This is a genomic window from Mesorhizobium sp. B3-1-7, assembly GCF_006439385.1.
In the GTDB taxonomy this organism is placed as follows: Bacteria; Pseudomonadota; Alphaproteobacteria; order Rhizobiales; family Rhizobiaceae; genus Mesorhizobium.
Genome location: NZ_VFTL01000019.1, coordinates 31,051 through 48,782, shown reverse-complemented (window position 1 = coordinate 48,782; position 17,732 = coordinate 31,051). Strand labels below are relative to the sequence as shown.

At 63.6% G+C, this 17,732-nt stretch carries 19 protein-coding genes; 6 read left to right on the top strand and 13 right to left on the bottom strand.

Annotation, left to right across the window (positions count from 1 at the left end; all coding sequences use genetic code 11):
- The first annotated feature begins 12 nt into the window (after window positions 1-12).
- From FJ417_RS17040 to FJ417_RS33125, 4 genes are all read left to right on the top strand, one after another.
- A complete protein-coding gene (locus FJ417_RS17040) occupies window positions 13-2,004 on the top strand; it encodes a protein-L-isoaspartate(D-aspartate) O-methyltransferase (protein WP_140784280.1) in 1,992 nt (663 codons plus the stop codon).
- Between the two features lie 153 nt (window positions 2,005-2,157).
- Window positions 2,158-2,361 (top strand): hypothetical protein, encoded by a 204-nt coding sequence (locus tag FJ417_RS17035; protein ID WP_140640539.1) that lies wholly within the window; start codon window positions 2,158-2,160, stop codon window positions 2,359-2,361.
- Window positions 2,362-2,539: 178 nt separating this feature from the next.
- Window positions 2,540-2,743 (top strand): DUF2934 domain-containing protein, encoded by a 204-nt coding sequence (locus FJ417_RS17030; protein ID WP_140652681.1) that lies wholly within the window; start codon window positions 2,540-2,542, stop codon window positions 2,741-2,743.
- Window positions 2,744-2,760: 17 nt separating this feature from the next.
- On the top strand, window positions 2,761-2,898 hold the full coding sequence (locus tag FJ417_RS33125; RefSeq protein WP_181167156.1) for a hypothetical protein: 138 nt from the start codon (window positions 2,761-2,763) through the stop codon (window positions 2,896-2,898).
- A 697-nt stretch (window positions 2,899-3,595) separates the two neighbouring features.
- Here the strand turns inward: FJ417_RS33125 and FJ417_RS17025 are convergent.
- Window positions 3,596-4,090, bottom strand: a complete 495-nt coding sequence (locus FJ417_RS17025) for a hypothetical protein (protein WP_140784279.1) — start codon at window positions 4,088-4,090, stop codon at window positions 3,596-3,598.
- A gap of 206 nt (window positions 4,091-4,296) precedes the next feature.
- On the opposite strand from FJ417_RS17025, the gene FJ417_RS17020 reads away from it, so the two are divergent.
- Both FJ417_RS17020 and FJ417_RS17015 read left to right on the top strand, forming a co-directional pair.
- Window positions 4,297-4,614 (top strand): hypothetical protein, encoded by a 318-nt coding sequence (locus FJ417_RS17020; protein ID WP_140784278.1) that lies wholly within the window; start codon window positions 4,297-4,299, stop codon window positions 4,612-4,614.
- A 607-nt stretch (window positions 4,615-5,221) separates the two neighbouring features.
- Window positions 5,222-5,845: an NAD(P)H-dependent oxidoreductase gene (locus tag FJ417_RS17015; RefSeq protein WP_140784336.1), complete on the top strand. Its 624-nt coding sequence runs from the start codon at window positions 5,222-5,224 to the stop codon at window positions 5,843-5,845.
- A gap of 10 nt (window positions 5,846-5,855) precedes the next feature.
- Here FJ417_RS17015 and FJ417_RS17010 read toward each other — a convergent pair whose 3' ends face one another.
- From FJ417_RS17010 to FJ417_RS16955, 12 genes are read right to left on the bottom strand one after another with little or no spacing between them, the layout of a single operon-like run.
- On the bottom strand, window positions 5,856-6,104 hold the full coding sequence (locus FJ417_RS17010) for a cytochrome C oxidase subunit IV family protein (RefSeq protein ID WP_140640549.1): 249 nt from the start codon (window positions 6,102-6,104) through the stop codon (window positions 5,856-5,858).
- Window positions 6,101-6,736 (bottom strand): cytochrome c oxidase subunit 3, encoded by a 636-nt coding sequence (locus FJ417_RS17005; protein ID WP_140784277.1) that lies wholly within the window; start codon window positions 6,734-6,736, stop codon window positions 6,101-6,103. The genes FJ417_RS17010 and FJ417_RS17005 overlap by 4 nt, the downstream gene beginning before the upstream one ends.
- Window positions 6,733-8,373: a cytochrome c oxidase subunit I gene (ctaD, locus tag FJ417_RS17000; protein ID WP_140710399.1), complete on the bottom strand. Its 1,641-nt coding sequence runs from the start codon at window positions 8,371-8,373 to the stop codon at window positions 6,733-6,735. The genes FJ417_RS17005 and ctaD overlap by 4 nt, the downstream gene beginning before the upstream one ends.
- Window positions 8,370-9,323, bottom strand: coding sequence for a cytochrome c oxidase subunit II (coxB, locus tag FJ417_RS16995; RefSeq protein WP_140784276.1), 954 nt, complete (start codon window positions 9,321-9,323; stop codon window positions 8,370-8,372). The genes ctaD and coxB overlap by 4 nt, the downstream gene beginning before the upstream one ends.
- Window positions 9,320-10,072: an SCO family protein gene (locus tag FJ417_RS16990; protein WP_140784275.1), complete on the bottom strand. Its 753-nt coding sequence runs from the start codon at window positions 10,070-10,072 to the stop codon at window positions 9,320-9,322. Before FJ417_RS16990 ends, coxB begins: the two co-directional genes overlap by 4 nt.
- Window positions 10,069-10,515: a hypothetical protein gene (locus FJ417_RS16985; RefSeq protein WP_140784274.1), complete on the bottom strand. Its 447-nt coding sequence runs from the start codon at window positions 10,513-10,515 to the stop codon at window positions 10,069-10,071. The genes FJ417_RS16990 and FJ417_RS16985 overlap by 4 nt, the downstream gene beginning before the upstream one ends.
- Window positions 10,508-11,620 carry a hypothetical protein gene (locus FJ417_RS16980; protein WP_140784273.1) on the bottom strand — a complete coding sequence of 371 codons (1,113 nt, stop codon included), beginning with the start codon at window positions 11,618-11,620 and terminating at the stop codon, window positions 10,508-10,510. The genes FJ417_RS16985 and FJ417_RS16980 overlap by 8 nt, the downstream gene beginning before the upstream one ends.
- The gene (locus FJ417_RS16975; RefSeq protein ID WP_140784272.1) at window positions 11,617-12,159 is read right to left on the bottom strand and encodes a cytochrome c; all 543 of its coding nucleotides are present in this window, start codon (window positions 12,157-12,159) and stop codon (window positions 11,617-11,619) included. The genes FJ417_RS16980 and FJ417_RS16975 overlap by 4 nt, the downstream gene beginning before the upstream one ends.
- Window positions 12,156-12,683, bottom strand: a complete 528-nt coding sequence (locus tag FJ417_RS16970; RefSeq protein ID WP_140784271.1) for a DUF3341 domain-containing protein — start codon at window positions 12,681-12,683, stop codon at window positions 12,156-12,158. Before FJ417_RS16970 ends, FJ417_RS16975 begins: the two co-directional genes overlap by 4 nt.
- On the bottom strand, window positions 12,680-14,038 hold the full coding sequence (nrfD, locus tag FJ417_RS16965; protein WP_140784270.1) for an NrfD/PsrC family molybdoenzyme membrane anchor subunit: 1,359 nt from the start codon (window positions 14,036-14,038) through the stop codon (window positions 12,680-12,682). The genes FJ417_RS16970 and nrfD overlap by 4 nt, the downstream gene beginning before the upstream one ends.
- Window positions 14,031-17,021: a TAT-variant-translocated molybdopterin oxidoreductase gene (locus tag FJ417_RS16960; RefSeq protein ID WP_140784269.1), complete on the bottom strand. Its 2,991-nt coding sequence runs from the start codon at window positions 17,019-17,021 to the stop codon at window positions 14,031-14,033. Before FJ417_RS16960 ends, nrfD begins: the two co-directional genes overlap by 8 nt.
- Window positions 17,005-17,724, bottom strand: a complete 720-nt coding sequence (locus tag FJ417_RS16955) for a cytochrome c3 family protein (protein WP_140784268.1) — start codon at window positions 17,722-17,724, stop codon at window positions 17,005-17,007. The genes FJ417_RS16960 and FJ417_RS16955 overlap by 17 nt, the downstream gene beginning before the upstream one ends.
- Window positions 17,725-17,732: the final 8 nt, after the last annotated feature.

The window sequence follows — 17,732 nt, the reverse complement described above, 5'->3', positions numbered from 1 at the left end:
GAGGGAATTCCGATGCTTGATCTTTCCCGCGAGCGCCGTCGGATGGTCGATGTTCATCTCGGCCGCCGCGGCATCCATGATCGGGAAATCCTGGCGGCGATGCGCGAGGTCCCCCGCGAAGTCTTCGTGGATCCCGGCTACGAGGAATTCGCCTATGAGGATGGACCGCTGCCGATCGCGGAAGGCCAGACGATATCGCAGCCTTACATCGTTGCCTTCATGCTGGAGATGGCGGAAATCGGCCCGGGCGACCAGGTGCTCGAGGTGGGCACAGGATCGGGCTACGCAGCCGCCGTCATGAGCCGGATCGTCGACCATGTCTACACGATCGAACGCCACACAGCGCTGGCCGAAACCGCACGGCACCGCTTTCAAAGACTAGGCTACGGCAACATCGAAGTTCGGACCGGCGACGGCACCAGAGGCTGGCCGGAAGCGGCGCCCTTCGATGCCATCGTGGTCGCGGCGAGCGGGCCGGGCGCGCCGCTGGCCTTGCAGCAACAGCTCGACGTCGGCGGCAGGCTGGTCATCCCGGTGGGCGACGATCCCGACGAGCAGCGCCTGCTCAAGGTAACCCGCACGGGCGCCTCGACCTACAACGAGGAGGATTTCGGCGGGGTGCGGTTCGTCCCGCTCATCGGCGAACAGGGCTGGCGGGAGGAAAGCCGCCCGGCGACTGTCCGCGCGATTCCACTGGCGCGCCAGCGCAGCCTCCCGGAAATGATCGCCGCGGCCGCCGAGCCGCTGCCCGACTTCAACGATCCCGGCTTTGCCGAACCGTTCGACCGCTTCGCGGACCGGCGGATCGTCTTGCTCGGCGAAGCCAGCCACGGCACATCCGAATTCTACCGGGCGCGCGCGGCAATCACCAAAAGGCTGATCGAGAGACACGGCTTCACCATCGTGGCGGTGGAGGCCGATTGGCCCGATGCGGCTGCGATCGACCGCTATGTTCGCGGTAAGAGCACTTCCGCTGGCGCCGAGCGACCCTTCCTGCGCTTTCCGACCTGGATGTGGCGCAACACCGACGTCGCGGCATTCGTGGAGTGGTTGCGCGAGCACAATGACATGGTCAAGGCACTCCAGCCGCAAGCAGGCTTCTATGGCCTCGACATCTACAACATGCGCGCCTCGATCGCCGCCGTCCTGGAGTATCTCGACCGCGTAGACCCGGAAGCGGCAAAGGTTGCGCGCGAGCGCTATGGCTGCCTGACGCCTTGGCAGACCGAGCCGTCGACCTATGGCCGCGCCGCGCTGACCAGGGGTTACCGCGAATGCGAGGAAGCGGTTCTCGAACAATGCCGCGAGATGCTGGCGAGGCAGCTTGACGATACCGGACAAGACGGCGACGACCTCTTCGACGCCGCGCAGAATGCCCGTCTCGTCGCCTCCGCCGAGCATTATTACCGCACCATGTATTATGGCGGCGCGCAATCCTGGAATTTGCGCGATACCCATATGTTCGAAACGCTGGAGCATATCCTCGATGCGCGGGCCCCCAACGCGAAGGCTGTCGTTTGGGCGCACAATTCCCACATCGGCGACGCGCGCTACACCGAAATGGGCATCTCGCGCGACGAAGTGAATATCGGCCAGCTCTGCCGGCAGAAGTTTGGCGATGCCGTGGCACTCATCGGCCTGGGCACGCATGCAGGCACCGTCGCGGCAGCGACCGACTGGGACGGAGACATGGAAATCAAATCGGTGCGGCCCTCTCGCGAAGACAGCTACGAGCGGCTCTGCCACGACGCCGGCATTCACCGGTTCCTGCTTGACCTCGGGCACGACCCGGACCTGCGCGACCGCCTGACCGAGCGCCGGCTGGAACGATTCATCGGGGTGATCTACCGGCCGGAAACCGAACTGCACAGCCACTATGCCGACGCCTCGCTGGCGCGGCAGTTCGATGCCTTTGTGTGGTTCGATGAAACCAACGCGGTCACGCCGCTCGGACCCGAGCACGCTGCCGAAGGCGTGCCGGAAACCTATCCATTCGGCGTCTGACGCCGGAACATTCGGCATCCCTTCCAGTTTGGGAGGCCAGAGCAATTCCAGGAAAAGCGTGAGCGGTTTTCCGTCCGGAATTGCGTAAATCAAAGAGGTAGTGCGTTTCACCGTTTCCGTGAAACGGTGAAACGCGCTAATCGAGGAACGGCCATGAGCGGAAACCAGCACCCGAAATCGAAAAGACCGAGCGACGCCGATATGGAGAACGATCCCGGCATTGGAACCTCCAAGGGCACCATCAAGGAAGGTGATGAGTTGGAGCATGGCGAGAACACGGTCGAGGGAGATGTCGAGAACGACACCACCTCAACGGGCGGAATCAACCCGCGTCAGAAAATTCGCACGAACAAGTAGACTGTTTTCGCCCTCACGCCCGACCGTGCCAGCGGCCACCGGCATGGGCGGGATTCCAAAGGCGACGTTCTCCGAGGCTTTGCAACGCACTCAATCCATTCGAATCCAATGGAACAAACCTCTCAGCGCTCGATTGGGCGCAGACAAGCGCCAATGTCAGGCGCGACAGGAGGAAAGCATGGACCGGGAAGAACGCATCAGGCAACGCGCCCACGAGATCTGGGAACGCGAAGGCCGCCCCGATGGGCGTGAGCAGGAGCATTGGGATCAGGCCGTCCAGGAGATCGAATCGGAAGGCTCGGAAGCCGAGCGCGGCCCGGTGACACCGGATCCCGCGGTTGGCGTCGGCTCGGATCCGGCCACCAACAAGCCCGGCGGCTGAAGGCACGGCGACCAGCAATGCGTCGTATCGGTACACTTGTCGCGGCTCTGCTGATCGTGCTGATCGCCCTTTGGCTTTGGGCTGACCAGAACAGCGGACGCCCCAGCGGCGGCGCCCAGCAGCCGTCGCCGCACGCTATCGACCAAGGTGGCTGAGGTACGGCCAGCCTCACCGGCCGCCGTGTCGCGTTTCAGTTTTACAGCCTCGCGATCGAGCATGTCCGGATCGTTGCCGTATTTCCGGATCGGCGCCACCCCGCTTGGAATAGCGCTCGCGCGGAGCCTGCACTGATCACAGCCGTGTCGTCCGGCGACCCCGTGCTCGCCGGACGACACGGCTTTTCCATGCACCAAACGGCTCCTGAGCCAGGCGAGAACCCGATTGCCTTTACGATCCTGCGAACTTGCGCGGCGGCCCAACTCGCCTGCATCGTGGCGCCGGCATCACAGCTGCAGACGACATCATGCAGTTGCCAATCGGACAATTCAAAGAAGCGCCTCGTCCGGAGCGATCAGATATTCATCTTGGATGATCAGTGCCAAGGGTGTCCGCATCTCGGCCTCCGTTAGCCTACCGTGCCCTCCTTGGCTCGGGCTCGCGATTGTTCTCAGCGTGCCCGCCAGGAAAGCGCGGGATGTGTTGCTGCGCCGCGGTTGCGGCACTGCCGATGGGATTTGGACCAGCCTGCTCCTTGCCGAGACGGAGTTCTATCACGTCAGGGCTCGACAAGGCGGCGCGCGCCTCGAAGAGACGAAGAAACTCCGGTCTGAGCCCATCGCCCCGTGAATTTGCAAGCCTATGCAGTGACATGAAGGGATGCATCATCATACCTTTCACAGACGCCGCCTTCCCTCACATCGCGGTGGTTGCCCTTTCCTGCCTTGCTTTTTCGAAATCGACGGACAAGAGGACATCACCGCCGCCGCCACAAACCCGAACCGCCCAGCCGTCCTGACGCGGTTCAGCCGCATCGTCGAGCAGATCGATCGCCGAGCGCACCGCTTCATGGCGAGCAGCTTCGAGGTCGGGCAATTCAACGCCTTCGACCCGCCTCACACTGCCGCCGTCGCGATATTCGAATGTGTACGGACCTTGGCCCATATCGCTTTGCCGCTCGACGCCAGGCCGGCCTGCGTCAACCTTGCCGTCCGGTTCGTCTCGTTCTGCCGGGTAGCTGAATGCCGCGCACTGAAGCATCATCTCTCTGGCGCGATCGATAAGCGCGGCGTCGCCAAGCAACGGGTCGGACACAATCATGGTGACAGCGATCGTTTCCCCGCCCTCGCCAAGAAACTCGACTGTCGCGCCTTTGGGATCGGCATGTATCGCTGTGTCGAGAACTTGCATTCCGGCCTCGTTGTCCTGCTATCGAGCATACAAGGCTCCCTTGACCCGAAAGTTCCGCCCGAGTTCAAGAACCGATCTCGGCAACCGTGCGCCTGACGTCGCGCAGGCAATGAAGTCGAAGGCGCTTGCTTGATCCCCCCTCCTGCCTTGACGCCCGGTTGGAACAGCGGGGCCGGAAGCAGGTTTGGGAACAAAGGAGGCGCAAAATGTCACCCAACCAACGTACATCCGCCGAAGCACGCGGCGAAATCCAGGCCGGCAGGACCCAGGACAAGACGCCCGGATTCGACCCGGCGGCGGCGCCGCAGGAGACAGATGCCGAGGCCGGCGATGTCGCGACTTCCGCTCAGCCGGCCGAGGCGCGCAAATCGAACTTCACCAACCAGGCGAGTTTTGCCAACGCGATGCGACAGCCGGAGAACGCGCCCGACCTGCAGCCGCGCAGAAGCGGCCCGGTTCTGGTCGTAGTGGCGCTGGTTGTCGTGGCCGCCGTCGCATTTCTCGTCGCCGCGGTCTTCCGCTAGCCGCGAAAGGAACATCGCTCCCGGTTCCAGGTTGATAGCGCAGGAGGCTGTTGCGATGCCAAGCTTGAGGATTTTGTTTCGCCATCTGTGGCGCTGGAAAGCCCAACCCGCAACCGACCCGTCCCCCGTGGATGCCATTGTCCGCCTGCTGCGGGACGCAAACAAGCAGAGCGGCGCGGGTGGCACCAGGTATCAGGATTGAGGCTGACATTGCGGGCGGCCTGACTTGAGCGGACCGGCAACAAAGCCGGCGGCGTGGCTCGTCTTCGAACCGAAGACCTTGGACTGGCACGGTATCGCCACCCTTGCGACTTGGGCAATGACCCTATTGATACAGCGCGCCGAGCACCGCGACACGCAGGCTCTTCAAGCCAAACTGGGACGAGTTGATCACATCAAGTCGAACGGCGAGCGAGGCTGTCGCGGGTATCGACGAAAAAGGAACCGGAAGAGATCGAAAAGGTGCGGGACAACCGCAGGAACATATCGGAGCACACGCGGTTGGACACTTGATGACCCGACCGACCTTCCCTCCTACGAAAGCGCCACCATCCAAGGCTCGGATCGTCAGGGCGAGACGGTCGCCCGAAGCCGGCAGGAGGATATGATGTCGCTCACAGCGTTCGCGCTCAATTGCACGCTTAAAATGCCGACGGACGGGGAAGAATCCTCCACCGACAGAATGCTGGCGGAGTTGGCGAAGGCGCTGGCCGCGCATGACATCGCATGCGAAACCGGCCGCGCTCTTGCCCACAACATCAAGCCCGGCGTGCTTTCCGATATGGGCGAAGGCGACGACTGGCCGAAGCTGCGGGAAAAGATCCTGGCCGCCGACATCTTCATCCTTGGGTTGCCGATCTGGATGGGGCAGCCGTCGAGCGTGGCCAAGCGCGTGATGGAGCGGATGGACGCTTTCCTGTCCGAGACCGACGACAGCGGACGCATGCCGGCTGCCGGAAAGGTGGCGCTGGTGGCGATCGTCGGCAATGAGGATGGCGCGCATCACTGCCATGCTGAGTGCTATCAGGCGCTCAACGACGTCGGTTTCACCGTTCCCGCCAATGGCGGCGTGTACTGGGTTGGAGAAGCGATGGGTGACGTCAACTTCGTCGATCTTCCCGGCGCGCCTGAAAAAGTCGTCGGCATGATCAAGATGGCGGCATCCAATGCCGCTCATCTGGCCGGGCTCTTCAAGACGAAAAACTATGTCGGCGTGCCAGAGGGCGATTGATATCGCTCTCTTATCGTCCGATCAGCGTCAGCCCGAAGAGGATGACGAGCCAAAGCCCGGCGGCCGCAACGGCGAGCCGCGGCAACATGCCTGTCAAATGCATGAACAACATGGCGATCAGGACCGCCTTCGCGGCGGCGATCGCCAGGTTGAGGGCGACATTGAAACCGCCAAGGTCGAAAAGGGACGAGCCGACCGTCAGTGCCAGCAGCGCGAGCAGCCCTAGATAGCCGAAGGTGAGTTTGCGCAGTTCGCTCATCGGTTGATCAGGTAAAGAACGGGGAACATGAACACCCAGATGATGTCGACGAAGTGCCAGTAGAGGCCGACGGCCACGACCCGGCGCAGCCGGTTGGCAGGGCTGGCGGTCCGCCAGAGCGCGACCATGCCGGCGATGACGACGATGCCGCCGATCAGGTGCAGCGCGTGCAGCGAGGTCATCGCGAAATAGAGGCCGAAGAAGAATTCGGCGTGGGTCGGATCCGGCCCGGCATAGCGAAACGGCAGGCCAAGGAGCGGCGCCAGGCCTTCCCCGATTTCCTTGCCATATTCGATGCCTTTCACGGCCAGGAAGCAAATACCCAGCGCAGATGTCGCGGCCAGCGCCCAAACCGTAGCGCGCCAGCGTCTGTGAAGCGCAAGCATATGGGCCAGCGCCATGGTGAAGCTGCTGGTGATCAGCACGGCGGTGTTGAGAGTGCCGAGCGGCAGCGAAAGGTGTTTCGACGCCGCGGCGAAAGCCGGACCGAAATCGATATGCGCGACAAGAAACACCAGGAAGATGGCGCCGAACAGCATCGCCTCGGAGCCGATGAACACCCACATGGCAAAATTGTCGGCGCGCCGTTCGCGCTGGGGGGTGTCGAAGGCGACGCTCTCGGTCCCGCTCATCCGCCTGCCTCCAGATGCGGACTGAAGCGTTCGTGCTCAAGCCCCTTCATGTCGTAGGCATAGGCCGGTCGGGTCACAACCGGCATCGTCTCGAAATTATGCGGCGGCGGCGGCGAGCCTGTCTGCCATTCGAGCCCGGTGGCGTTCCACGGATTGTCGGTCGCGCGAGCGCCGCGAAACAGCGACCAGCCGAGATAGAACAACGGCATCAAATAGCCGATCGCCAGCACCACCGCGCCAGCCGAGGACAGCACGTTCCAGAACTGGAACTCCGGCGGATAGGTATGATAGCGCCGGGGCATGCCGTCGAAGCCCAGCACATATTGCGGGAAGAAGGTCAGGTTGAAGCCGACGAAGGTGACGGTCGCCGCGATCCGCCCCGCCGTTTCCGAATACATCCGGCCGGTCAACTTCGGCCACCAGAAATGCAGGCCGGCCATATAGGCGGTCACCATTCCGCCGACCATGATGTAGTGGAAATGCGCGATGACGAAGTAGGTGTCGTGGACATGCACGTCGACCGCGAGCGACGCTAGGAATAGCCCCGCCAGCCCGCCGAAGGTGAACAGCGCAAGGAAGAACAGCGCGTAAAGCATCGGCGTCTCGAAGCTGATCTCGCCCTTGCGCAGCGTCAGGCTCCAGTTGAAGACCTTGATCGCCGACGGGATCGCGACGCAGAAGGACAGGAACGAGAATACCACGCCGGCATAGGAAGATTGCCCGCTGACGAACATGTGGTGGCCCCAGACCAGGAAGCCGAAGACGGCGATCGCCATCGACGACATCGCCACGGCCTTGTAGCCGAACAGCGGCCGGCGGCTGAAACAGGGCAGCACCTCCGACACCACGCCCATGCCTGGCAGGATCATGATGTAGACCGCCGGGTGCGAGTAGAACCAAAAGAGATGCTGGAAGAGCAGCGGATCGCCGCCGAGATCGGGATTGAAGATGCCGATGCCGAACACACGCTCCAGCACGATCAGGATCAGCGAGGCGGCGAGCACCGGGGTCGCCAGCACCATCACCAGGCTGGTGGCGTAGAGCGTCCAGACGAAGATCGGCAGGCGGAACCAGGTGAGCCCGGGCGCGCGCAGCGTGTGCACGCTGACGATGAAGTTGATGCCGGTCATGATCGTCGAGAAGCCGACGATGAAGACGCCGAACGCCGCGGTCGAAACCCAGCCATTGGCATAGAGCGTCGACAGCGGCGTGTAGAACGTCCAGCCGGTGTCGACGCCGCCCGCCACCACCGCAAACAGCGCGAACAAGCTGCCGAAGATGAAGACATACCAGCTGGCGAGGTTCAGCCGCGGGAACGCGAGGTCGCGCGCGCCGATCATCAACGGCAAAAGGAAATTGCCCAATGTCGCCGGGATCGACGGCACCAGGAAGAACCAGACCATGATGATGCCGTGCAGCGAGAACAGCCGGTTGTAGACATCGTCGGAGACGAGGTCGCCGGCCGGTGTCGCAAGCTCGATGCGCATCAGCACCGCCATGGCGCCGCCGAGGAAGAAGAAGGTAGTCAGCGAGATCAGGTAGAGCCATGCAACGCGCTTGTGGTCGGTGGTCAGCAGCCACGCGCGAGGCCCGCTCCCCTCCCCCAAATACGTGCCCTGCATCGCCACGTTGGTCATGGCATGGCTCCAGCCGTTGGTTGCGGCGAAAGCGACTTCAGATAAGCGAGCAGCATCTGCAGTTCGCCTTCGTCGATCAGGCCGTCGAAGCTCGGCATGACCGGTTCATAGCCCGCCGCGATTTCCTTCTTCGGATTGAGGATGGAGTCGCGCAGATAACGCTCGTCTGCGATCACCGTCTGCTGGTTGTCGAGCGCCACCGGCCGGCCGAAGATGCCGTCAAGCGACGGCGCCCGCACCTTGCTGCTCGCGCCATGGCAGCCCGAGCAGCCCAGCGCGCGAAACAGTTTCTCGCCGCTCGCGGCAAGCGTCTCGCCTTCGCCCTGGCTGTTCAGCCACGCGGCATATTGCTCGGGCGCCATCACGGTCACCCAGCCGCCCATTTCGGAATGCTGCGTGCCGCAATATTGGGCGCAAAACAGGTGGTAGCGGCCTGGCTCGGTGGCGATGAACCAGATATGCGTCGTGCGGCCCGGCACCGCATCCTGCTTGACACGGAACGCCGGCACGTAGAAGGAGTGGATGACGTCCTGTGAGGCGAGCGACACCACGACAGGTTTGCCGACGGGAACATGCAATTCGTTGATCTCGCGCTGGCCGCCTGGCTGCCTGAACTCCCACATCCATTGCTTGCCGAGTCCGGTGATCTCGAGCGCGTCCGCCGGCGGATGGTCGCGGCGAACGAAAAGCGTGGCGCCCCAGCCGAAGAAGATGAAAGCGACGATCAGGCTGGCGATCGTCCAGCTCATTTCCAGCGGCAGGCTGCGGGAACGCTTGCCTGTTCGATCCGCCTTTGAGCCGACGCGGTATTTCACCGCGTAGCCGACGACCAGTCCGGTCAGCGCCAGTCCGAGAACGACGGAAAAAGCAAGCAAAGTGTAAAACAGCGCATCGACCTGGCCGGCTTCCGAGGAAGCCTCCTGGGGGAAGAAGGGAATGCCGAAGCTCACCTTTCCCTCCCCCAGCTCTGCCAGAGCACGGTTGCGCCGAGGCCAAGCAGCGTTGCCAGGCTCGCGACTTTCAGCGCCGCCCAGATCGCTGGCGTGTATTGGCCTTTCGAACTGTCGAAGCCGGCGCAGAGCAGGAAGATGTGATCGGCAATCGACCCGAGCCTGTTCTCCGACGCTTCGACCAGCGCGAGCTTGAGATCGCGCGGCGTGAAGGTCAGCGCCGGCAGCACCTGTGAAATCCGGCCAGACGGCGTAAGTGCTATGACCGCGATCGGATGGACGAACTGATCGATGCCTTTGCGCCGGTCGAAGGTGATGCCTGCCTCGCTGGCAAGCGCTGCGCCTGCGCCATCGCTGCTGGTCAGGAAACGCCAGGCGGGCAGGCCTGCCGGACCGGCGGCGGAAGCGATGTCATCTTGCGCCGTGGCCGCGTCGGCCGGGGTCTCCTCGGGATCGATCGAGATGAACAGCGCGCGGTAGTCTGCCGGCCGAAGCGATGTCTTGTTCAGGTCGGAGGCAACGGCCTGCTGGGTGACGCCGCACAGGTTCGGGCATTTGTCGTAGCCGAAGATGACAAGCGCCGGACGGCCGCCCAGCGTTTCGCCCAGCGTCAGCTTCCGGCCGCTGGCGTCGATCAGTTCGCGGTCCAGCGTCAGCTGTGCGCCGAGCTTTGGATCGAATGTCGGTCGCTCGGCGGCAAGGGCCGCGCCGGCAACGAACAGACAAAGGGCGGCTAACAAGCTTCTCATCGCCCTGCCCCGCTTTGCCGTCGGCAATTCTGGGCCTGCGGAGCGCGGGGAACGGCCGCTGTGACCAGGGCGCAGTTATCGGCTCCAGTGGTCGCGGATCGCTGCTGCGACCAATCCGGCAAACCGCTGCTGACAATTGCCCACATGGCGTCGTCGATCGGAATACGGGCGATGCCGGCATTGCGGTCGACCCAGCCAAGCATTTTGAGCTGGCGATCCTCCTCGGCGCGAAGACTTGCCAGGTCCTGCCTTGGCGCGGTCTGCAGATCGGGGCTTTCCGGACTGGTTTCCGTCGGAACCGGCAGCCATGTCGGCGTGGTGTTGAAGGCGAGCGTCATGCCGATCGCGGCCAAAGCGATGAACAGCAGCAGCCCGCCACCGAAAGCGAGCAGTACCCGCGGCTGGACATCGCGCGTCTCGGAATGGCGGTGCGCCTTAGCCATGGGCGACCTCCCGCCTCCACCAGACGATCCTGTCTGGCCGGCGGAGCAGGAAGAGGAACAGCGCAAGCCACAGCCCACCCAGTCCCGTCCAGGCGACCGCATCATGCCAGAGCGCTAGCAGACCGCCGGAAAAGAGCGGTGGCCGTATACGCCAGAACACATCGGCGAAATGGCCTGCAAGAGCTGCCCCCGTCAGCCAGACCAGGCCGTCATGGCTGCGCTTGAGCCGTCGGCTGAGCGAGCCTGAGAACGCAGCCGCCTGCAAGGCAATCAGCAGCCACAGCAGATACTGCCAGCCCCTCGTCGCGCGAATGATGTACCACCCTATCTCGTCGGGCAGGTCGCCGCCCCAGACGACAACCCACTGCATGAAGACGAGGTAGATCCAGGTCAGCAGGAAACCCAGCTGCATGTTGGCAAGGTCCTCGCTAAGCGCGACATCTTCCTCGCCACCGGGTATGACCTCCACTGCCCGTCTTGCGGCCAGCACAAGGATCGCCAGGGCGAAAGCTCCGACGACTTCGGCGGAGGCCTCACAAAGCGCGTAGATGGTCGAGGTGAATTCCGGCTCGATCGAAAGCATCCCGTCGATGGCAAAGACGCTGACGGCAAGCGCGTGGAGGATCAGGCCAAGAGCATATTTCCTCCCATTGCCAGCTTTCTCGGAATCCTCTGAAGTCGAGCCGAGCACCACCCATGTGAGAACGAGCCAGATCGCCGCGCAGACAGCGAAGCGCAGCAGGAAGAACGGCACGTTGAGATAAGTGAGCTTCTCTCGAACCTTCTCAGAAAGCGTCGCGGAATCCGCGCCGGCCCATGGGAAGATAAGGTCGAGTCTCATCAGCACCGGCAGGAGCAAGATGAGCGCAAATGGCAGCATCGCGATCATGACCCGCAAAGGCTGGCGGACCGCCTCGCCCCAGCGTCCGCCGGTCAGCCCGTGCACCATCAATATGGTCAGCGCGCCGAGCGGCAGGCTGATCGCGAAGATAGCTGCCGCGACCCAGGCGCCCAGCATCGCTTTGGCATCGAGCGATGCGCCAAGAACGCACAGGACAAGTCCCGCGACGCCGACCGCCACAAAACCCTGCTCGAGGCGGCTCATGGCGATGCCTCCGCTTCAAGCCGCGCGCGCAGGCTTTGCGGAAGTTCGGCGACTGGAGCGGCGCGCGAATATTGCAGCGCGCGGACATAGGCGACGATCGCCCAGCGGTCCTGCGGCGGCACGCGCGCCGCATAAGAGTACATAGCGCCGTAGCCGTTGGTGATGACGTCGTAGAAGTGGCGGTCCGAGGCCTTGCGCAGCGCATCCTGATGGTAGCTTGGCGGCGCCGGAAAGCCGCGCTGGACGATCATGCCGTGGCCGTCGCCGGTGCGGCTGTGACAGGGCGAACAGAATATGTCGAAACGCTGCTGGCCGCGCTGTAGCAGCTCGGTCGTGATCGGATAGGGGATTTTGTCCGGGACAGGCGAAAGATCGGCGTCGCGTGTGACAGTGCCCGTGACCGGCGTGCGTGCCGACATGCCGTCGGCGAACTGGTTGCTCGCCTCCAGCGGATCGTAGCGCGGCTGGTCCTCCATGTCCTGCCGGCAGCCGGCGACCGCTAGCGCACCGAGCAGAAGCGTTAGGCCGAGACGGCTCACGCTTCGACCTCCTCGACCGTCTCGGCACCGAGCCGCGTCAGCTGGCCCCGGGTCACGCCCTTGCGGTATTTCGGATCGGCCGCTTCGATCAGCAGATAGAACTTGCCGCCGCGGGCATAGCTGAAGCTCTCGGCGTTGAAGACCGGATGATAGTAGCGGGGCAGGCCGTTGGCCGCGAGCACACCCAGAAAGCCGGCGAAGGCTGCGCTGAGAATGCCGGCCTCGAAGGCGATGACGACGAAAGGCGGCCAGGAATGCAGCGGCCGGCCGCCGACATTGATGGGATAGTCGATCTCGACGGAGTACCAGATCAGCGCATAGACAAGAGCGGCACCGGCGATCCCGCCGGCGAGCACGGCCCAAGGCAGGCGCGTGGCGCGGATTTCCAGTATCTCATCCAATTCCTTCAGCGGAAACGGCGAGAACGCATCCATGCGCCGGTAGCCGCGCTCGCGCATGCCGCGGGCTGCCTCGACAAGCGCTTCGGGTGCGGCAAACGCAGCCACGAGACCGTAGAGGCTCATCTGAGCTTGCCCTCCTCCTCAGCCAGTTCCTCGACCTCGAAGATGGTGATCGCCGGCAGGATGCGGATGAACAGGAAGACCAGCGCGAAAAAGGTGCCGATCGAGCCGAAGAGGATGCCGAAGTCGAGCCAGGTCAGCGACTGCTCGCCCCAGGCAGACGGCAGGTAGTCGCGGCTCGGCCCCGTCACGACGATGATGTAGCGTTCGATCCACATGCCGATGTTGATGGCAATGGCGATCGCGAACAGCAGCGGCATGTTGCGGCGGATGCGTCTGACCCACAGCAACTGCAGCACGCCACAGTTCAGGCCGAGCATCGTCCAGAACAGCGGCGCATAGGGACCTAGCGCGCGCTGCGCCATCATGGCGCGTTCGTAGGGCTCGCCCGAATACCAGGCGAAGAATGCTTCGGAGACATAGCCATAGGCGACGACCATGCCGGCGGCGATCATCAGCTTGGCGGCATTGTCCATATGCCTGACCGTGATCAGGTCCTCGACCGAAAAAGCCCAACGCAGCGGAATGGCGATGGTGAGCACCATGGCGAAGCCTGAGAGCAGCGCGCCGGCGACGAAATAGGGCGGGAAGATCGTCGAGTGGTAGCCGGGCGTGATGGCGAAGGTGAAGTCGAGCGAGACGATCGAGTGGACCGAAACGACCAGCGGCGTGGCCAGGGCGGCTAGCAGGAAATAGACAACCTGATAGCGCGACCAATGATAGGCCGAGCCGCGCCAGCCAAGCGCCAATATGCCGTAGAAGAGCTGCGCCGGCCTTGCTCTCGCGCGGTCGCGCAGCACCGCCAGATCCGGCAGCAGACCCATATACCAGAAGAGCAGCGAGACGGTCGCATAGGTCGCGATCGCCGCGAAATCCCAGACGAGCGGGCTGCGCCATTGCGGCCAGTGCATATGCACATTGGGCAGCGGCAGCAGCCAGTAGAAGAACCACGGCCGGCCGAGATGCAGGATCGGAAACAATCCCGCCATGGCGACGGCGAACAGCGTCATGGCTTCGGCGAAGCGGTTGATCGAGGCGCGCCATGGCTGGCGCAACAGCAGGAGCACCGCCGAGATCAACGTACCGGCATGGCCGATGCCGATCCACCAGACGAAGTTGGAGATCATCGTGCCCCAGGCCACCGGAATGTCGATACCATAGGCGCCGACACCGACGGCGATCAGGTAAGTGATCGAGTAGAGCAGCAGCAGGACGAGCAGGAAGCAAAGGAAGAACGCCGTCCAGAAATGACGCGGCAGGCGGCCGTTGAGCACGATCGAGCCGATGCGCCCACTGATCTCGGGAAAGTCGTGGCGGCCGCGCAGGACAGCCGAGCTGTTCGCGCCGGCTTCAGCCATCGGTCGCCTCGCTTGGCCTGGCAAGCCTGCCGTTCGGATTGGAGATTTTGCCGAGATAGGAGGTGCGCGGCCGTGTGTTCAGCTCCTCCAGCAACGCGTAGTTCTGCGGCGCGCTTTTCTCCCGAACGACCTTTGCGTCTTTCCTGTTGCGATCACCGAAGGTGATGGCCTGGGTTGGGCAGGCCTGTTGGCAGGCCGTGACCACTTCGCCATCGGCGATGTCGCGATTTTCGATCTGCGCCTGGATGCGCTTGGCGCTGATGCGCTGGACGCAGTAGGTGCATTTCTCCATCACGCCGCGCGAGCGCACGCCGACGTTCGGATTGTGCACGCCCTGCTCCGGCCCAGCTTCGTCCTTGTCGAACGACTGGTGGTCGAGGAAGTTGAAGCGCCGCACCTTGTAGGGGCAGTTCTGCGAGCAATAGCGCGTGCCGATGCAGCGGTTGTAGACCTGCGCATTCAGCCCATCATGCGTATGCACGGTGGCGTTGACCGGGCACACCACCTCGCAGGGCGCCTTTTCGCAATGCATGCACGGCACCGGCTGGAAGAAGACGTCCGGCGTGTCGACCGGGCCGGCATAGTAGCGATCGACTCGCAGCCAGTGCATCTCGTGGCCGCGCTCGCATTCCTCCGGCCCGACCGGCGCGATGTTGTTCTCGGCCTGGCAGGCCGAAACGCAGGCCATGCAGCCGGTGCAGGCCGAAAGATCGATCGCCATCGCCCAGGCTTCCTGGTCGTAGCGCCATTCGGGATAAAGCGATTCCGTCGGCGCCGGCGGCGCATCCTTGCGCACGAAATCCGGGTTCTGCCGGAATGCGTCGAGCGCGGCGTGGCGCACGATGGCGCGACCTTCCATCGCCTGGTGAAGCTGTGTGGTGATGACGCGCATGCTGTTCTTGCGGGGCGCGATGGCCGCGCCGGTCGCGAACCATTCCGAACCACGGCGCAAATGGAAGGCGTCGTAGCCTTCCGACAGCGCGGCAACGGAACCGACCTTTCGCCCGAAGCCAAAGGAAAGCGTTATCGTTTCGTCCGGATGGCCGGGCGCGATCCAGGCCGGAGCATCGACGTCCGCGCCATTTGAGGCGACATTGACGACATCGCCGTTTTCGATTTTCAGTCGCTCGGCAGTGGCGGGCGATATGAGCGCAGCATTGCCCCACACGATCTTGGTCAGCGGTCGCGGCAGCTCCTGCAGCCACGACGCATTGGCAAAGCGGCCGTCACGCAGCCACGGATCAGCGACGAAGCGGACCTCGATGCCATTGCCCGCGTTTGCCGCCGGCTTCAGTCCCGCCAGATCCGGCGGCACTGTAACGGATGCCGGCCTGGCGGCACTGCTCGCTATAACGCCGTCGCGCAGAGCCTTTCTCCACGTGTCATCATCGAGCTCTGCCCAATGCTGCCGGACAAGCGACAGCGGATCAGTCTGGAATTGGCCGCCAAGCACGGCGAGCAGCTCATGCCCGGTCTTGCCATCGTAAAGCGGCCTGATCAGCGGCTGCACCAGCGAGGCCGTGCCGTCATAGGCTCGGATGTCGCTCCAGCTCTCGAGTTCATGCGCCGCAGGCACATGCCAATGCGCCAGGAATGCCGTCTCGTCGCGATAGAGCCCCTGATGGACAAGCAGCTTCAGGCCGGAAAAGGCTTTGCGCACATCGAGGCCTGCCGGCGCGGTGTGCAGCGGATTTGCGACGAGCACGATGACCGCGTCGATCGCCCCGTGGCCAATCGCTTCGCACATCGCCTCCAGATCGCCATCGACCTGCAGCGCATCCGGTGCCGCGATAAACTCCATCGTATTGCCGAGCGCGCCAAGCCTCGCATTGGCGGCAAACGCGGCAGCGTGAACGAACACGCTCTGATGCGCACCCGGCACGACCAGCGCGCCGCCGCCGGCGGCCTTCAGATCATCGACCAGCGCATTCATCCATGGCTCGTCGATCGGAGTCTGGTCGATTGGCGCTACGAAAGCCCCGGCTTGGCCTTCCAGCGTGGCATGAAGCCCGGCAGCCACGGCTTCGACCTCACTCGGCCGTATCGCTATCCTATGATCGGCCGCCGCGCCGGTGATCGTCGGCGTCGATTCCACCGCATAGAGCCGGCTCATCGCGTCGTTCGGGCTGCGCACACGTCGCCGCGCCGCGAAGTCGCGCGCGTAAGCCAGCCGCCCTGGCCCCTCGCCCAGGAAATCGCCGTCGAGACTGACGATCGTTTCGGCACGATCGAAGCGGTAGACCGGCGTCAGCGCCGATCCGAACAGTGCATGTGACGCCTTCGCCGCCGCCGATATCGCCAACGGGTCGTGACGATGGATTTTCAGTTTCGGATAGCGTGCCCGCAGCGAATCCAACTGCGTCGCAAGAGTCGGCGAGGTAGTCGCTTCAACCAGCAGGGCTCCGCCCTGTCCTTGTGAGGCCGTCCAGCGCGAGACGAGTGCCGCCATGTCCTTGAGGAAATCGCCATAGGATGCCGGCTGTCCATCCTTGAGCGGGGTGCGCGAGCGATCAGGGTCGAACAGCGTCAGCACTGCCGCTTGCATCACAGCGTCGGTTGCGCCGCGCGACGCCGGATGATCCGGATTGCCCTCCACCTTGGTCGGCCGCCCTTCATGGCTTTCGACGATCGCGCCGATGCCGAAGCCGTCGCTCGACAATGTTGTCGCGTAGTAGGCGGGCTTGCCGGGGATCAGCATTTCCGGCTGGCGCACATAAGGCACGATGCTTTCCGCCCTGCTGCAGGCGGCCAGCCCGGCAAGCGACAGCGAAGCGCCCATCAGCTTCAGCAGCGTGCGCCGGTTCGGCCTGGCCGGCAGGCGCTCCGCGATTGCCGGAAATTCGGCTTCGACGAAGCGCCGGAATTCCACCGTGCCGGCAATCTCGTCGAGGCTGCGCCACATGTCGCGGCCGCTCGTCAGCCGTCGGCGCAACGCTGCGATGTCGATAGCGGGCCGCGCCTTTCCTTCAGCGATGGCAGACATAGCAATCCGTCATCGTCTCGGGATGGATGTCGAGCATGCCGATAAGCTGTCGCCTGATCTCGGCGATGTCCTCAGGTGGCTGCCAGTGCATCAGGAACACGTCCCGCGGCGGACGCAGATTGGGTCCGGGATTGCGATGACAGCCGAGGCACCATTCCATGCTCAGCGTATGCGCTCGCCTGGTCAGCGGCATCTGGTCGACCTCGCCATGGCAGGTCTCGCAGGCGACGCCCTTGTTGACGTGTATGGCGTGATTGAAGAACACAAAGTCGGGTACGCTGTTGATGCGCTGCCATTCGATCGGTTTGCCGCTGGCCAGGCTTGCGCGCACGGGCGCCAACATCTCGGCGTTGGTGAAAAGCTGCGAATGACACGTCATGCAGACTTCGGTCGCCGGCAGACCCGCCGAAGACGAGGTCTCGACACCGTTGTGGCAATAGCGGCAGTCGATGCCGAGCTGGCCGACATGGTGCTTGTGACTGAACGGCACCGGCTGCGCCAATGGCTCACCTACTCCCGTTATCAGGTCCGAACGGGGAAGGATTGTCCCGATCGCCGCGGCGATCAGCAGAACTGCACAACTTCCCCAGATGACAAAGCGCGCAACGCCATTGGCGTTTTTCGAGAAGATCTGCGGCATCCCCTCGCCGATTCTGCTGAAGGCAAACTCAGAGTTGACGACACCTAACGGTGCTTTCGCCACGAAGGTTC